14 protein-coding genes and 1 pseudogene are annotated in these 15,175 nt (G+C 63.1%); 7 read left to right on the top strand and 8 right to left on the bottom strand.

The features are described from left to right. Window positions 1-64: 64 nt before the first annotated feature. The 5 genes from M727_RS0134515 to M727_RS0134495 form a co-directional block, all read right to left on the bottom strand. Window positions 65-910: a metal ABC transporter permease gene (locus M727_RS0134515; protein ID WP_027156307.1), complete on the bottom strand. Its 846-nt coding sequence runs from the start codon at window positions 908-910 to the stop codon at window positions 65-67. Then, window positions 907-1,764, bottom strand: coding sequence for an iron/manganese ABC transporter permease subunit SitC (gene sitC / locus M727_RS0134510; RefSeq protein WP_027156306.1), 858 nt, complete (start codon window positions 1,762-1,764; stop codon window positions 907-909). The genes M727_RS0134515 and sitC overlap by 4 nt, the downstream gene beginning before the upstream one ends. Then, window positions 1,761-2,666, bottom strand: coding sequence for a manganese/iron ABC transporter ATP-binding protein (locus M727_RS0134505; protein ID WP_027156305.1), 906 nt, complete (start codon window positions 2,664-2,666; stop codon window positions 1,761-1,763). The genes sitC and M727_RS0134505 overlap by 4 nt, the downstream gene beginning before the upstream one ends. After that, window positions 2,663-3,544, bottom strand: coding sequence for a metal ABC transporter substrate-binding protein (locus M727_RS0134500; RefSeq protein ID WP_198032763.1), 882 nt, complete (start codon window positions 3,542-3,544; stop codon window positions 2,663-2,665). Before M727_RS0134500 ends, M727_RS0134505 begins: the two co-directional genes overlap by 4 nt. 321 nt (window positions 3,545-3,865) lie before the next feature. Beyond that, window positions 3,866-4,582 (bottom strand): HAD family hydrolase, encoded by a 717-nt coding sequence (locus M727_RS0134495; RefSeq protein WP_027156303.1) that lies wholly within the window; start codon window positions 4,580-4,582, stop codon window positions 3,866-3,868. Window positions 4,583-4,731: 149 nt separating this feature from the next. On the opposite strand from M727_RS0134495, the gene M727_RS0134490 reads away from it, so the two are divergent. The 4 genes from M727_RS0134490 to M727_RS0134475 all read left to right on the top strand — a co-directional run bounded on the left by M727_RS0134490 (window position 4,732) and on the right by M727_RS0134475 (window position 9,069). After that, on the top strand, window positions 4,732-6,168 hold the full coding sequence (locus M727_RS0134490) for a glutamine synthetase family protein (protein WP_027156302.1): 1,437 nt from the start codon (window positions 4,732-4,734) through the stop codon (window positions 6,166-6,168). A gap of 54 nt (window positions 6,169-6,222) precedes the next feature. Continuing rightward, window positions 6,223-6,591 carry a four helix bundle protein gene (locus M727_RS0134485; RefSeq protein ID WP_036264561.1) on the top strand — a complete coding sequence of 123 codons (369 nt, stop codon included), beginning with the start codon at window positions 6,223-6,225 and terminating at the stop codon, window positions 6,589-6,591. A gap of 93 nt (window positions 6,592-6,684) precedes the next feature. Next, window positions 6,685-7,968, top strand: a complete 1,284-nt coding sequence (locus tag M727_RS0134480; protein WP_027156300.1) for an FAD-binding oxidoreductase — start codon at window positions 6,685-6,687, stop codon at window positions 7,966-7,968. 228 nt (window positions 7,969-8,196) lie between these two features. Then, on the top strand, window positions 8,197-9,069 hold the full coding sequence (locus M727_RS0134475) for an SH3 domain-containing protein (RefSeq protein ID WP_027156299.1): 873 nt from the start codon (window positions 8,197-8,199) through the stop codon (window positions 9,067-9,069). 90 nt (window positions 9,070-9,159) lie between these two features. Here the strand turns inward: M727_RS0134475 and M727_RS0134470 are convergent, their stop codons facing one another. Beyond that, complete coding sequence (locus tag M727_RS0134470) at window positions 9,160-9,906, bottom strand: SDR family oxidoreductase (protein ID WP_027156298.1); 747 nt, start codon at window positions 9,904-9,906, stop codon at window positions 9,160-9,162. 329 nt (window positions 9,907-10,235) lie between these two features. Between M727_RS0134470 and zwf the strand changes: the two genes are divergently transcribed. The 3 genes from zwf to edd all read left to right on the top strand — a co-directional run bounded on the left by zwf (window position 10,236) and on the right by edd (window position 14,314). Next, entirely contained in the window at window positions 10,236-11,705 is a 1,470-nt protein-coding gene (gene zwf / locus M727_RS0134465) for a glucose-6-phosphate dehydrogenase (RefSeq protein WP_023800301.1), read from the top strand. After that, window positions 11,687-12,403: a 6-phosphogluconolactonase gene (gene pgl, locus M727_RS0134460; RefSeq protein WP_027156297.1), complete on the top strand. Its 717-nt coding sequence runs from the start codon at window positions 11,687-11,689 to the stop codon at window positions 12,401-12,403. The genes zwf and pgl overlap by 19 nt, the downstream gene beginning before the upstream one ends. 66 nt (window positions 12,404-12,469) lie before the next feature. Then, on the top strand, window positions 12,470-14,314 hold the full coding sequence (gene edd / locus M727_RS0134455) for a phosphogluconate dehydratase (protein WP_027156296.1): 1,845 nt from the start codon (window positions 12,470-12,472) through the stop codon (window positions 14,312-14,314). Window positions 14,315-14,696: 382 nt separating this feature from the next. Here edd and M727_RS41240 read toward each other — a convergent pair. After that, window positions 14,697-14,872: pseudogene (locus tag M727_RS41240) on the bottom strand (YciI family protein); the annotation flags it as partial. Window positions 14,873-14,883: 11 nt separating this feature from the next. Beyond that, window positions 14,884-15,175 (bottom strand): PRC-barrel domain-containing protein (locus M727_RS0134450; RefSeq protein ID WP_027156295.1); only part of this gene is annotated, 292 nt, incomplete at its 5' end.

Below are 15,175 nucleotides of genomic sequence, written 5' to 3'. Positions count from 1 at the left end.
CCAAAACCGCTGTGCACCCCCGGGTCAGGCCCGAGGGCATGCTTTTGGGCGACATGCATTAGCATTAGCCCTCCTCGCCGAGCTCCATTCGGCCCGCTTTGAGTGTGGTGACGACGAAGGCAGCAATGAAGGCGGCAGACAGCATGAGAACGATGGTCGGCGCCGGTGCGCTGTCGATGAAGAAGGACATATAGACGCCTAGGAACGATGCGGCGACCGCAATCGCCACCGACAGGATCAGCATGGCGCTGAACTTCCTTGTCAGCAGGAAGGCAATGGCGCCAGGCGCGATCAGCATGGCGATGGCCATGATAATGCCGACCGCCTTCAGCGCGCCGACGATGGTGAGCGAGATCAGGCAAAGCAGGCCGTAATGGAGCAGGTTGACCCGAAGACCAACCGCGCGAGCCTGAGCCGGGTCGAAGGCGTGCAGCAGGAAGTCGCGCCACTTGATGCCGATGATGCCGGCCGTGATCGCAGCAATGAGCCCCGTTTCGACGATGTCGCGCAGGCCAATGCCCAGAACGTCGCCGAACAATATGTGGTCGAGATGCACGTCGGACTGAATTTTTACGTAGAGCACCAGGCCGAAGCCGAACATGCCGGAGAAGACGATACCCATTACCGTGTCCTGCTTGATGCGGCTATTGTCCTTGAGGAAGCCGGTGGCGAGAGCGCAGACCATCCCGGCGGCGAAGGCGCCGATCGAATAGGGGAATCCGAGGATGTAAGCGATGACCACGCCGGGAAAGACGGCGTGGCTGATGGCATCGCCCATCAGCGACCAGCCCTTGAGAACGAGAAAGCAGGAGAGCAGCGCCGTCGGCACGGCGACCAGGACCGAAGCAATCAGCGCATTGACCATGAAGCCGAACTGGAAGGGGGCAAGCAGTGTATCGAGGATGCTCATAGGCTGGCCTCCATGGCGCTCGCCGCGCGGCGGCGGGCTGCCAGCATTCCATGCTTGGGAGCGAAGAAGAAGGCGGCGAGAAAGATCAGCGTCTGCAACACGACGATGATGCCGCCGGTGGCGCCGTCGAGGAAATAGCTGGCATAGGCGCCGGTGAAACTCGTGACCGCGCCGATGACAACCGCGATGACCAGCAGGCGCGGAAAGCGGTCCGTCAGAAGATAAGCGGTCGCGCCGGGCGTCACCACCATGCAGATGACGAGAAAGGCGCCGACGGTCTGGAGCGCGGCGACCGTGGAGGCCGAAAGCAGCATGAAGAACATGATCTTGAGCGCGCTCGGGTTGAGGCCGATCGAGCGGGCATGGCTCTCGTCGAAGAAGACCACCATCAGATCCTTCCATTTCACCAGCAGGACGGCGAGCGAGACGAAGCCTATGATGGCGAGTTGAAGCGTGTCTTCCGGAGTGATGGCCAGGATGTTGCCGAGCACGATCGTCTGGATATTCACCGAGGTCGGCGACAGCGACACCATGAACAAGCCGAGGCCGAAGAAGGAGGAGAAGATCAGGCCGATGATGGCGTCTTCCTTCAGCTTGGTGCGCTGGTTGAGGAAGAGCATCGCCGCAGCGGCGAGCCCGCCGGAGAAGAAGGCGCCGATCGAGAAGGGAAGGCCCAGCATATAGGCGCCGGCGACGCCCGGCACGATCGAATGCGAGAGCGCGTCACCGATCAGCGACCAGCCTTTCAGCATCAGATAGCAGGACAGGAAGGCGCAGACACCTCCGACCAGGGCGGACACCCACATGGCATTGAGCATATATTCGTAGCCGAACGGCTCGAGCAGGACACTCATTCGTCCGGTTCCCGCATCTTGTGCTGCATGGCTCCGTTCTCTCCGTAGAAGACCAGTGGCCGCTCGTCGTCGGTGATGACGGCAAGGCGGCGCCTGTCGTCGTCCTCATGCAGCCCGGCGCCGCCCAGCACGAAATGACGCAAGACGCCGCCGAAAGCCTTTTCCAGGTTCGCCTGCGTGAAGGTCTGGCCTGTCGGCCCGTAGGCAAGGACCGTGTTCCGGAGCAGCACGGCACGGTCGCAGAACTCCGGCACGCTACCCAGATTGTGCGTCGAGACCAGCATCACCCGGCCTTCGTCCCGGAGCGCGCGCAGCAGTTCGATGATAGCGTCCTCGGTCCTGACGTCGACGCCAGTGAAGGGCTCGTCGAGCAGGATGACGCGCCCGTCCTGCGCCAGCGCCCGAGCGAGAAAGACGCGCTTCTTCTGCCCGCCCGAAAGCTCGCCGATCTGGCGCTTGCGGAAATCGCTCATGCCGACACGCGCAAGCGCCGATGTAACCGCCTCGCGATCGGCAGCCTTCGGAATGCGCATCATGCCCATATGGCCGTAACGCCCCATCATGACGACGTCCTCGACCAGTACTGGAAAGTCCCAGTCGACCTCCTCGGCCTGCGGCACATAGGCGACGACGTTCTTCCTCAGCGCGGCCGCGGCCGGCCGTCCGAGAACAAGAATCTCTCCCTTTGCCAGCCGCACGAAGCCCATGATGGCTTTGAACAGCGTCGACTTGCCCGAGCCGTTGACGCCGACAAGTGCCGTGATCGTGCCTGTCGGAATTTCAAAGCTCGCATCGCGCAGCGCCGTGAGGCCGTTGCGGTAGGTGACGGTCGCGCCGCGCACGGCGAGACCGCCTCCCGCATCCTCGGACGCGGCGGCAAGAGGCGGAACGGCTTCGTTCATTGCGACAGCCCTGCGGCGAGGCCTTTCTGAATTGTATCCGATGTCACACGCAGCAGGTCGATATAGGTCGGCACCGGGCCGTCCGCCTCGCTGAGGGAATCGACGTAGAGCACGCCACCGTAATGGACCCCCGTCTCGCGCGCGACCTGCCGGGCCGGCTTGTCCGACACGGTGCTTTCACTGAAGACGGCGACGATCTTGTTGTCCCTGACGGCGTCGATCACCTTGCGAACCTGCTGCGGGGTGCCTTGCTGGTCAGCGTTGATCGGCCACAAATAAAGCTCCTTCAGCGCGAAATCGCGTGCGAGGTAGGAGAAAGCGCCTTCGCTCGACGCCAGCCAGCGCCTGTCCTGCGGGATCGAGGCAAGCTTATCGCGGATCGGCGCGACGGCCGCCTCTATCTTTGCCTTGTAGGCTTCCGCATTGGCCTTGTAGGTCTCGGCATGCGCCGGATCGTGCTCGACGAAGGCGTCGCGGATGTTGTCGACGTAGATCAGCGCGTTTGTCGGCGACATCCAGGCATGCGGATTCGGTTTGCCGGTATAGGGTCCCTCGGCGATGCTCATCGGCTGGACGCCCTCGGAGACGATGGCGCCGGGCACGTCGCTGAGGTTCTGGAAGAATTTTTCGAACCAGACTTCGAGGTTGAGCCCGTTCCACAGAATGAGCTTTGCGCCCTGAGCCCGCTGAATGTCGCCCGGCGTCGGCGCGTAATTGTGGATCTCCGCCCCCGGCTTGGTGATCGATTCCACGATCGCTGCGTCGCCCGCCACGTTCTTCGCCATGTCGGCGATGACGGTGAAGGTCGTCACGGCCTTGAATTTTTCCTGCGCTTTCGCTGGGCTTGAAGCCACTGCCGCAGCGAAAACCGCAGCCATCAACCCGACGGCAACCCATCGCCCGTATCTCTCGATCATCAAAATCTCCTGTCCGCGATTACTCGCATGCCGCGCGGGCGCTGTAACGCCGCGCATGTCGCATATTCTGCAATTGCGACTGATTTGCAAGTAGAAAACGATTTTACAGCATCGATTGTTCAAGAGCCGCGCGATGGAGGGGCCGCGCGATGGAGGGGCCGCACGATGGAGGGTCAGCGACAGCGCGGCTCTTTGGCGGAGCGAACAACAAGGATTGCGACGCGCTATGTCCGGCATCGATACGCCTGCCGCGCACGTCCGGTTCGACGCCGAGACATGCGATCAGCCGGCTTTCCCGATGCTTTCGACCAGCCGGGGCAATTCCGAGAGATCGGCTATCTGGCGGAAGCGAGGCGCGGTGACCGGCGGCTCGACATGTTCCAGCGCCCAGGTCAGCTCATGCGGCACGTGGATGCCCCAACTGCCGGCCTCGATGGCCGGCACCACGTCCGACTTGAGCGAATTGCCGACCATCATGCTTTTTTCGGCGCCATCACCGTGGCGGCTGAAGATGCTGGTATAAGTGGCGGGGCTCTTGTCGCTGACGATCTCGACGGCATCGAACAGGTCACCGAGGCCCGATTGCGCCAGCTTGCGTTCCTGATCGAAAAGGTCGCCCTTGGTGATCAGCACCAGCCGATACGCATCCGCCAGTTTTTCAACGGTTTCGCGCGCATGAGGCAGCGCCTCGATCGGATGGCCAAGCATCTCGCGGCCCGCGGCGAGAATTTCGGCGATGACCGAGGCCGGCGCGCGGCCGTCGGTAATCTCGATCGCCGTTTCGATCATCGACAGCGTAAACCCCTTGATGCCGAAGCCGTAAACGGCGAGGTTGCGCTTCTCGGCCTCCAGCAATCTTGCCGAGATATGCTCCTCCTCGGCATGATCGGCGAGCAGCGCGGCAAAGCGCTTTTCGGTGATGCGGAAGAACTGCTCGTTCTGCCAGAGCGTGTCATCGGCATCGAAGCCGATCGTGGTCAATTCATAATTGTTCCGCATTCGACGTCTTCAAACGAGGTCATTGAACTTGCGTCGAACCTAAGCTGCCTGGAGCGATTTTCAACTGGCGGGCGAAGGCAAGGCCGGCTCCCCTTCCCTTCCATCACCGGCCCCGGCTATACTCCCAAATCCGCAACCCAATCTGGTGAATGATGCCGCCTGCAAAAAAGGAAGTCCGTCCGTCGAGCCGCGGAGGACGTATCCGCACGCCTGCCTTCGTGAAAAATCAACGTGGTGTGAAAAACTGGAAGGAAGTCGGCGCCTGGCTGGCGTGGCGCGGCATCGAGGATATCGAATGCATCACGCCCGACCAGGCCGGCGTTGCGCGCGGCAAGATGATGCCGTCGAAGAAATTCACCTCCAACACCTCGCTTGCGCTGCCTTCGGCGGTGTTCATGACGACGATCTCCGGCGGCTACCCCGAGAACGGCAACGGCTTCAACTATCCGGAAGACGACGGCGACCTCAAGCTGATGCCGGACCTTTCGACGCTGACCGTGGTGCCGTGGGAAGAGGACCCGACGGCGGCGGTCATCTGCGACCTCGTCCACCAGGACGGCCGCTCGGTCGAGTTCACGCCGCGCAACGTGCTGAAGCGTGTGCTTGCCGCTTACGACAAGCGCGGGCTGAAGCCGGTGGTGGCGCCCGAGATCGAGTTCTACCTGGTGCGCAAGAATCCCGATCCGGACTACCCGCTGACCCCGCCGGTCGGGCGTTCGGGACGGGCGATCGGCGGTGGCGCCGGCTATTCGATCGCCGGCGTCAACGAGTTCGACGAACTGATCGACGACATCTACCATTTCTCCGAAAGCCAGGGCCTGGAAATCGACACGCTGATCCACGAGGAAGGCGCCGGCCAGCTCGAGATCAATCTGCGCCACGGCGATCCGATCGAACTGGCCGACCAGGTGTTCATGTTCAAGCGCACCATCCGCGAGGCGGCGCTGAAGCATGAGATCTATGCCACCTTCATGGCCAAGCCGATCCAGGGGCAGCCCGGGTCGGCCATGCATATCCACCAATCGATCATCGACAAGAAGACCGGCAGGAACGTCTTTTCTGCCGAGGACGGCTCGGAAACCGAAGCCTTCTTCCATTTCCTCGGCGGCATGCAGAAACATGTGCCGAACGCGCTGGTGATGTTTGCGCCCTACGTCAATTCCTATCGCCGGCTGACGCAGTCGGCTTCGGCGCCGGTCAACAACAAATGGGGCTACGACAACCGCACCACCGCCTTCCGCGTCCCGCGCTCCGACCCGGCAGCCAGACGCGTCGAGAACCGCATCCCCTCCTCCGACGCCAATCCCTATCTGGCGATGGCCGCATCGCTCGCCTGCGGGCTGATCGGCATGACCAACAAGATCAAGGCCGAACCGCCGGTTCTCACCACCGCCAACGCGGCCGAGATCGACCTGCCGCGCAGCCTGCTCGAGGCGGTCGACCTGTTCGAAGCCGACGAGGAACTCTGCGCGCTGCTCGGCAAGTCGTTCGCCGCCACCTATGCGGCGATCAAGCGGGCGGAATTCGAGACCTTCATGGAAGTGATCAGCCCGTGGGAGCGGGAGTATCTGTTGTTGAATGTGTAGGAGGGGTAGGGGAGTAGGGGAGTAGGGGAGTAGGGGAGTAGGGGAGTAGGGCGAATGACTGAGAAAACGGGTTCTTACAAGGATTTAATAGTTTGGCAGCAGGCAATGGACCTTGCGGTGGCGGTTTACGGCGCGACGAAATCGTGGCCGAAGGAGGAGCTTTACGGACTGACCAGCCAAGTGCGGCGCGCCGCAAGCTCGGTGCCGGCGAACATAGCGGAAGGCTATGGCAGAGAGGTACGGGGTTCCTATCAGCAATTTCTCCGTATCGCTCAAGGGTCACTGAAGGAGCTGGAAACGCAGCTTCTGATCGCTGAGCGTACCGGCATCGCGCCGAACGGGACAGCGGCTTCATTATTGGCGAGCACCGAAAGTGTGGGAAAGCTTCTTCGGCTCCTAATCCGCAAACTTTCAGCCGACTAACATCTCCTTACTGCCCTACTGCCCTACTCCCCTACTCCCCTACTCCCCTACTCCCCTACTCCCCTACTCCCCTACTCCCCTACTCCGAGCATCATGCCCTACCAATCCCCAATCTCCCCCGGCCGCTCCTGGTATGAGGACACGGCCGGTCCACGGCCCGAATACAAGGCGCTCGACGGTGACCTGAGGTGCGACGTCGTCGTCGTTGGCGGCGGTTTTACCGGCCTGTCGGCGGCGGTGCACCTCGCCAGGGCCGGCAGCAATGTCGTGCTGGTCGAAGCGCATCGTTTCGGCGACGGCGCATCGGGCCGCAATGGCGGCCAACTCGGCACCGGTCAGCGCGCCTGGGCCGAGGAGCTCGAAGCGGAATACGGCTTTTCCCGGGCCAAGGCGCTGTTCGACCTCGCCGAAGAGGCCAAGGCGCATCTCCTCGAATTCGCCGCCGTCAACAAGATCGAGATCGACTACATGCCCGGCCAGATGTCGGTGGCGCACCAGCAGCGCTATGTCGACGACTACAAGGCGCATGCCGAGATCATGGCGAACCGCTTCGGCTATCCGCACATCACCTTCATGGACGCGACGGAGACGGCGGAGCGGTTGGGCTCGGCGCGCTATTTCGGCGGCACCCGTGACACCGGCACCGGGCACATCCATCCGCTGAAGCTGGTGATCGGCACGGCACAAGTGGCGGCGCAGGCGGGCGCGCAGCTGTTCGAGCAGACTCCGGCGACCAGCATCGCGTCCGTTGGCGGCAAGGTCAGGGTCACGACGCCGAAAGGCACGATATCAGCCGAGAAATGTCTGATCGGCGTCAACGCCCATGGCGGCACGCTCGAGCCGATCAGTGCCGCGCATATCATGCCGATCGGCTCCTTCATCGGCGCGACGGTGCCGCTTGCGGATTCAAACGTGTTGCCGGGCGGTGAGGCGGTCGATGATTCCCGCTTCGTCGTGCGCTACTTCCGCAAATCGACGGATGGGCGGCTGCTGTTCGGCGGGCGCGAGATCTACGCCGTCAACGATCCGAAAGACATCCATGTCCACATCCGCCGGCAGATCGCCGAGCTTTATCCCGACCTCAGGGATGTCGAGATCACCCATGGCTGGGGCGGCTATGTCGGCATCACGATGCCGAGAAAACCGTTCGTGCGCGAGGTGATGCCCAATGTGATCTCGGTCGGCGGCTATTCCGGCCACGGCGTCATGCTGTCGAACTTTTTCGGCAAGCTCTATGCCGAAACCGTCGCCGGCAACCGGGACCGGCTGAGGCTGATCGAGGACCTGAACATCCCGGCCTTTCCCGGTGGCCGGCGCTTGCGCGCGCCTCTGCTGTTTCTTGCGCTCAACTGGTATGCCTTGAGGGACCGCATATAACCACAGGTTGTAAAATCCCTTGCAAGTTGCAGAATCGATGGTAAACGTGCAGAATCCGCCCGGCAAGGGCGCAGTGAAGCCACAATCGCCGGCAAAGGATGCCGGTTCTGGGCAGTCGAAGGGGGATTTTGCGGGCCTGCCCGCGTTGGATTGGGACCGATGCCGACCAGATGCCGGTTTCCCGGCACAGGTCGTAAGAACGTTGGCCCGCAAATGGAGGTTGTAAGAGTGAGAGAGCCCTTCAGTTTCGGCGCGCCGGAACGACGGCGCTTTGCCATGCAGTTTGGCTACGACATGCAGCCCAGGTTCTGGCGGCAAATCCGGTCGAACCTGCATCTGGTCATCGCCGCGTTTGGTACAGCAGCGCTGCTTGGCGTGGCAGCGGTGGCGCTATGGCTGGCATTGCCGGCCACCGAGAGACAAGCGGTCGCCAGTCCCGAGCAGATCGTTTCCAGCATTCCGGTGAAAACGACAAAGATCGTGCCGGCCGCGGCCGCGGCCGCGAGGATAGAAGCGGCGCAGCAGGCTGCGAGCAAGACCGATGCGATTTCGTCGGCGGTGGTTGCAGCGAAGGCCGAGATAGCGGCGCTGGCGCCCAATGATCCCCGCTGGACAGGATCGGGACCGAAGACCACAACCGGCCAGACGGCGGGCGGCCAGACGGCGGGCGGCCAGACGGCGGGCGGCCAGATGGCGGGCCAGGCTGAAAAAGCAGACAAGCCGTCCACTGCGGCAGCATTCGCCGATCCGGCAGCGAAAACCAAAGTGGCAGCATTGATTGCCAAAGTCGCTGCTCCCGCCAAGGCGGCGACGGACGGTGCGCCAACCGCGGCCATCCCCACCCCGAAGCCGCTGCCGGCCGCGACACAGAAGGATGGCACCCAGGCCAAAGTCGAGGCCAAGCAGCGGAGCGCGGCAGATACCGGACGCATCCTCAGGGGCGTCACCATGCGCACCGGTCCGAAGAACAGTGCGGCCGCCATCGTCACCATTCCCGCCAAGACCTCGGTTCAGGTGATGGGCTGCAAGAAATGGTGCCAGATCGTCTACAACGGCAAACGCGGCTGGATCTACAAGAGCTTCGTCAAGACCGGCGCGTAGGATTGGTCACGCCATTCTTTGACGTGACGTGATTGCCCACGGCTCATTTGGCTGCCGCAATCAGCCGCCCGGGTGCGAGGGCCGGACGGCTCAGATGCACCGTCCGCCGTCGACCTCCAGCGCCACGCCAGTGATGAAGGCCGCCTCGTCCGAAGCCAGCCAGAGCGCCGCGTTGGCTATGTCGAGCGGCGTCGAAAGCCGGCCAAGCGGGATCGACGCGCGGAATTTCTCGCGGATTTCGGGCGTGTCGGCGCCCATGAATTTTTCCAGCATGCCGGTCTCGCCGGCGACCGGGCACAGGCAGTTGACGCGGATGTTCTTCGGCGCGAGTTCCACCGCCATGGATTTGGTCGCGATGATCGCCCAGCCCTTCGACGCATTGTACCAGGTGAGGCCGGGCCGCGGCCTGATGCCGGCGGTCGAGGCCGTGGTCAGGATGACGCCGCCGCCTTGCCTATCCATCACCGGCACGACCGCCAGAGCAGCGTGGTAGATCGCCTTCATGTTGACGGCCGTGATCAGATCGAAGGTCGTCTCGTCGACCTCGAGCATATCGCCGTTGCGATGGGTGTAGCCGGCATTGTTGACCATGATGTCGATGCGGCCAAAGGCACTCTTTGCGGCATAGACCATCTCGTCGAACTCGGAACGGGTCGAGACGTCCGTCTGGGTCCAGATCGCCGCCCGGCCGATCTCGTTGGCGACGCGTTCGGCGCCCTTGGCGTTGAGGTCGGCGACAACGACCTTGGCGCCCTCCTCGGCAAAACGCTTGGCCATGCCCTCGCCGAAGCCTGACGCGGCACCGGTGATGATGGCAACTTTGTTTTCCAGGCGCATGGCTTTCTCACTCATGATTCGATGGCTTTCTTACTCATGATTGAAGACTCCCCGCTCCGGCAGCCTCCGGCAATGGCCGCCGAAAGATCAACATACTCTCGATTTCTCCTTTGGCTTTCGCCTCGATCCCGCTCTATGCTGCATCTGCGAAGGCCTCCCGGAACCACCTCGCCGACAAGCGTCCGGGTTGCGCCAGTGTCAAGGGCACACCTCAGAACAATCGGCAAACATCGATTGGCCCTGGGATGTGACTCCGTGTCACTGGAAAATCTAAATCGATTAGATTATATCCACCGCACCATAGCGAGCGGCGTCAGAGCGGACAGACCATGACCAGCCAGATCATTCCCGTCGACCCATTCGACTTCATCATTTTCGGCGGCACCGGCGATCTGTCGGAACGCAAGCTTTTGCCGTCACTCTATCATCGCCAGCGCGGCCATCAGTTTTCCGAACCGACGCGCATCATCGGCACGTCGCGCTCGAAAATGACCGACGAGGAATTCCAGGCTTTCGCCAGGCAGGCGATTTCCGACCATGTGAAACCGGCCGATATCGACGCCGCGGAATTGGAGACGTTCCTTGCCCGGCTTTCCTACGTCTCGGCTGACGCGACGACCGGCGCGGGCTTCGACAAATTGAAGACGGCGATCGGCGACAGCGAATGCATCCGCGCCTTCTACCTGGCGGTTGCGCCGGCGCTGTTCGGCGACATCTCGCACAAGCTGAAAGAGAACGGGCTGATCACGCCGAACTCGCGCATCGTGCTGGAGAAGCCGATCGGGCGCGATCTCGCCTCCGCGCGCCAGCTCAACGATGTGGTCGGCGACGATTTCCATGAAAGCCAGATTTTCCGCATCGATCACTATCTCGGCAAGGAAACGGTGCAGAACCTGATGGCGCTGCGCTTTGCCAATGCGCTCTACGAGCCGCTGTGGAATTCCGCCAATGTCGATCATGTGCAGATCACCGTGGCCGAGACCGTCGGCCTAGAAGACCGCGTCACCTATTACGACAAGGCGGGCGCCTTGCGCGACATGGTTCAGAACCACATGCTGCAGCTTCTCTGCCTCGTCGCCATGGAGGCGCCGTCGTCGATGGACGCCGACGCGGTGCGCGACGAAAAGCTGAAGGTTCTGCGCGCGCTGAAACGCATCAACGGCAATGAAGCGCCCAAGCACACGGTACGCGGCCAGTACCGTGCCGGGGCCTCGGCCGGCGGGCCGGTGAAAGGCTATGTCGAGGAGCTCGGCAAGAACAGCAACACCGAGACCTTCGTTGCGCTCAAGGCCGAAATCGGCAACTGGCGCTGGGCGGGCGTGCCGTTCTACCTCAGAACGGGCAAGCGGCTGGCGACACGCGTTTCGGAGATCGTCATCGAATTCAAGCCGATCCCGCATTCGATCTTCGGCGACAGCGCCGGGCCGATCTCGGCCAACCAGCTGGTCATCCGGCTGCAGCCCGACGAAGGCGTCAAGCAGTTCATCATGATCAAGGATCCGGGGCCTGGCGGCATGCGGCTGCGCCAGATCCCGCTCGATATGAGCTTCGCGCAATCCTTCGACGGCCGCGCCCCCGACGCCTATGAGCGACTGATCATGGACGTCATCCGTGGCAACCAGACGCTTTTCATGCGCCGCGACGAGGTCGAGGCGGCGTGGAAATGGATCGACCCGATCCAGGACGCATGGGAAGGCGCCAGGCAGGAGGCGCAGGGCTATACCGCCGGCACATGGGGCCCCTCGGCCTCGATTGCGCTGATCGAACGCGACGGGCGGACATGGCACGAGAGCAATTGAACGGTGACGCCTACAACTGGCACGCATTTGCCGAACGCCAGGATCTGGCGGCTGCACTTGCCGGCCACGTCGCAGGCCGCCTGACCACTGCGATCGCTGAGCGCGGCACGGCATTGCTCGCCGTTTCCGGCGGCACGACGCCGGCGAAATTTTTCGCATCGCTTTCGAGCATCCCGATCGCCTGGAACAAGGTCACGGTGACGCTGGTCGACGAGCGTTGCGTGCCGGCGTCCTCGCCGCGCTCCAATGCCGGGCTGGTCGCCGCCAATCTTTTGCAACACGCCGCCGCAGCCGCACGTTTCGTGCCGCTCTACCAAGAGGCAGAAAGCGTCGGCAATACGTCGGAGGCCGATAGCAGGATGTTGCGGTCGCTGCCCTGGCCGCTCGATGTGGTCGTGCTTGGCATGGGAACCGATGGCCATACCGCGTCGTTTTTTCCTGACGCCGACAATCTGGAAACACTGCTCGACCCGTCGTCGGAAAGGGTCGTGCTCCCGGTTCACGCGACAAGCGCCGGCGAGCCGCGGCTGACGCTGTCGCTGGCGCGGATCGTCAGGGCCGGCTTCGTCGCGCTGCACATCGAGGGTGAGGACAAGCGCAAGGCATTCGAAAGCGCGATGGCATCGGAAATGCGAAAGCCCATTCGCGCCGTGCTCGACGCAGCCGAGAGACCCGTACAGGTTTTCTGGGCACCCTGATTTCAACTTGCCAAGGGATCCCGCACGGACCGTGTTTGCGGGACCTCGCCTGAAAGGACCGACGCCATGACCGCGAGACGCGACATCGAAGCCATCACCGAGCGCATCCGCCAACGCTCCAGACCGCGGCGCGAGGCCTATCTCGGCCGCATCGCCGAGGCATCGAGCCGCACCGCCAACCGGGCCGTGCTGTCCTGCGGCAACCTCGCCCACGGCTTTGCCGTGTGCAGCCCTTCGGAAAAGCTGGCATTGGGCGGCGACCGCCTGCCGAACCTCGGCATCATCACCTCCTATAACGACATGCTGTCGGCGCATCAGCCTTTCGAGACATTTCCAGCGCTGATCAAGGACGCGGCGCGCGAGGCCGGCGGCATTGCCCAGGTCGCCGGCGGCGTGCCGGCGATGTGCGACGGCGTCACCCAGGGCCAGCCCGGCATGGAGCTGTCGCTGTTCTCGCGCGACGTGATCGCCATGGCGGCGGCGATCGGCCTGTCGCACAACATGTTCGACGCCGCCGTCCATCTCGGCGTCTGCGACAAGATCGTGCCGGGGCTGGTGATCGCGGCGCTGAGCTTCGGCCATCTGCCGGCGGTGTTCATCCCGGCCGGGCCGATGACGACGGGCCTGCCCAACGACGAGAAAGCCAAGGTCCGTCAGCTCTATGCCGAAGGCAAGGCAGGACGGGCCGAGCTGCTCGAGGCCGAGTCCAAATCCTATCACGGGCCGGGAACCTGCACCTTCTACGGCACGGCGAACTCCAACCAGATGCTGATGGAGATCATGGGCCTGCACACGCCGGGCGCCTCCTTCGTCAACCCCGGCACGCCGTTGCGCGACGCGCTGACCCGGGAGGCGACGAAGCGGGCGCTGGCGATCACCGCGCTCGGCAACGCCTACACGCCGGTCGGCCGGATGATCGACGAGCGCTCGTTCGTCAACGGCATCGTCGGCCTGCACGCCACCGGCGGATCGACCAATCACACCATCCACCTGATCGCCATGGCGGCCGCGGCGGGCATCGCCATTACCTGGCAGGATATTTCGGACCTTTCGGAAGCCGTGCCGCTGCTGGCGCGGGTCTATCCGAACGGCCTTGCCGACGTGAACCATTTCCACGCAGCTGGCGGGCTCGGCTTCCTGATCCGCGAACTGCTCGACGAGGGAATATTGCACGAGGACGTCCAGACGGTTTGGGGCGAAGGGCTGCGGCCTTATGCGGTCGAGGCCAAGCTCGGCGCCGATGGCGGCGTGGTGCGCGAGGCCTCGCCCCGCGAAAGCGGCGACGAGAAGGTGCTGGCGCCGTTCAAGAAGGCGTTCCAGCCGACGGGCGGGCTGAAGATGCTGTCAGGCAATCTCGGCCACGCCGTCATCAAGACTTCCGCCGTGAAACCGGAACGGCGCATCATCGAGGCGCCTGCCAAGGTTTTCGACAGCCAGCAAGGGCTCAACGAGGCGTTCAAGGCCGGCACGTTGACCGGCGATTTCATCGCCGTCATCCGCTTCCAGGGGCCGAAAGCCAACGGCATGCCGGAGTTGCACAAGCTGACCACCGTGCTCGGCGTGCTGCAGGATCGCGGCCAGCATGTGGCGCTGGTCACCGACGGGCGCATGTCGGGCGCCAGCGGCAAGGTGCCGGCGGCGATCCATGTGACGCCGGAGGCGGTCGAGGACGGGCCGATCGCCAGGATCCATGACGGCGACATCATCAGGCTCGACGCCGACGCCGGAACGCTGGAAGTTCTGGTGCCGGCAGGCGATTTCGCGCTGCGGCGGGCGGCGGACAGCGATCTTGTCGGCAATGAATTCGGCTTCGGCCGCGAGCTTTTCGCCGGGTTGCGGCAAATGGTCGGCCGTGCCGACCACGGCGCCAGCGCATTCGGAAACAACGCGGCGGAATTCGCGCTGCAGTGAAAAGGGCGGCTCGTGGCCGCCCTTTTGGCGGTTGTCGATTGCCACGCTACTTTGCCCTTTTGGCCACTACGCTGCCTTCAGGGCAGACATGCTGTCCTATCTCCTTAAGAAGGGCATTAAACACATCGAGGGATGCAGTGTTGAGTGGTTCTGCGTCGTTAGGGAACGGCAAAGGTCGACCCGTTCCAGTCGTCCAGATTCGCTCGCGCTACGGAATAAGTTGACCCTGACCGGACCTTCCGGGACCGATTTTACTTTCAGAAACCGGACATTCGGGCCCAACCAGCGCGCATGACCCGAATCGGCCATTCCGGCCGCCTATTGGAGTCACGGAAGCGGACGTTTGCGGCTGGTGGAAGTAGCCGGGGCATTTCGAAGCTAAAAAACCGGCGGTTTCGCGCACCTCGATCGCCCCCATCCGAGCGAGCGAGTCCCGCTCCGCGATCTCCATCGCCTCCGCCAGGTTCTTCGCTCGATGAGCAGGAAGCCACCCAGATGCTCCTTGGTCTCTGCGAAGGGCCCGTCGGTCCAACTCGCCTTGCCGGCACGAACGCGCAATAGAGGCTTCGCTACACCCAATACGGTCGGACGCCGTAGTAGTCGTAAACGCGGCGGCCACTCTCGGCATTCCAGTCGAAATCCTGGTCGCGAGCATAGCGCGGAGCGCCTTCAACTTGCTCCTTCGTGATGTCAATGCGGAAGCCTGCAAGGCTCTCGTCATAGTCGAGCTTCTGCCACGGCAGCGGATAGTAGTCGTCGCCAATTCCAAGAAAACCACCAAAGCTGAGAACGGCATAGGATANCCTGCCGCCCCTCTTCTCGAGGATCAGCCTTTCGACCTGCCCGATGTGATTTCCCTGG

It is taken from the genome of Mesorhizobium sp. WSM2561 (assembly GCF_000513915.1).
In the GTDB taxonomy this organism is placed as follows: domain Bacteria; phylum Pseudomonadota; class Alphaproteobacteria; order Rhizobiales; family Rhizobiaceae; genus Mesorhizobium; species Mesorhizobium muleiense.
Note: the sequence above shows the minus strand (reverse complement) of the source record. Positions and strands in the feature narration are given on the sequence as shown.

Bases quoted from the DNA above. Each gene is read 5' to 3' on its own strand.
- pgl (WP_027156297.1), top strand. From the start codon at position 11,687: ATGGCACGAGAGCAATTGAACGGTGACGCCTACAACTGGCACGCATTT.
- M727_RS0134500 (WP_198032763.1), bottom strand. From the start codon at position 3,544: ATGGCTGCGGTTTTCGCTGCGGCAGTGGCTTCAAGCCCAGCGAAAGCG.
- M727_RS0134480 (WP_027156300.1), top strand. From the start codon at position 6,685: ATGCCCTACCAATCCCCAATCTCCCCCGGCCGCTCCTGGTATGAGGAC.
- M727_RS0134490 (WP_027156302.1), top strand. From the start codon at position 4,732: ATGATGCCGCCTGCAAAAAAGGAAGTCCGTCCGTCGAGCCGCGGAGGA.
- M727_RS0134505 (WP_027156305.1), bottom strand. From the start codon at position 2,666: ATGAACGAAGCCGTTCCGCCTCTTGCCGCCGCGTCCGAGGATGCGGGA.
- zwf (WP_023800301.1), top strand. From the start codon at position 10,236: ATGACCAGCCAGATCATTCCCGTCGACCCATTCGACTTCATCATTTTC.
- sitC (WP_027156306.1), bottom strand. From the start codon at position 1,764: ATGAGTGTCCTGCTCGAGCCGTTCGGCTACGAATATATGCTCAATGCC.
- M727_RS0134470 (WP_027156298.1), bottom strand. From the start codon at position 9,906: ATGCGCCTGGAAAACAAAGTTGCCATCATCACCGGTGCCGCGTCAGGC.
- M727_RS0134495 (WP_027156303.1), bottom strand. From the start codon at position 4,582: ATGCGGAACAATTATGAATTGACCACGATCGGCTTCGATGCCGATGAC.
- M727_RS0134515 (WP_027156307.1), bottom strand. From the start codon at position 910: ATGAGCATCCTCGATACACTGCTTGCCCCCTTCCAGTTCGGCTTCATG.
- M727_RS0134485 (WP_036264561.1), top strand. From the start codon at position 6,223: ATGACTGAGAAAACGGGTTCTTACAAGGATTTAATAGTTTGGCAGCAG.
- edd (WP_027156296.1), top strand. From the start codon at position 12,470: ATGACCGCGAGACGCGACATCGAAGCCATCACCGAGCGCATCCGCCAA.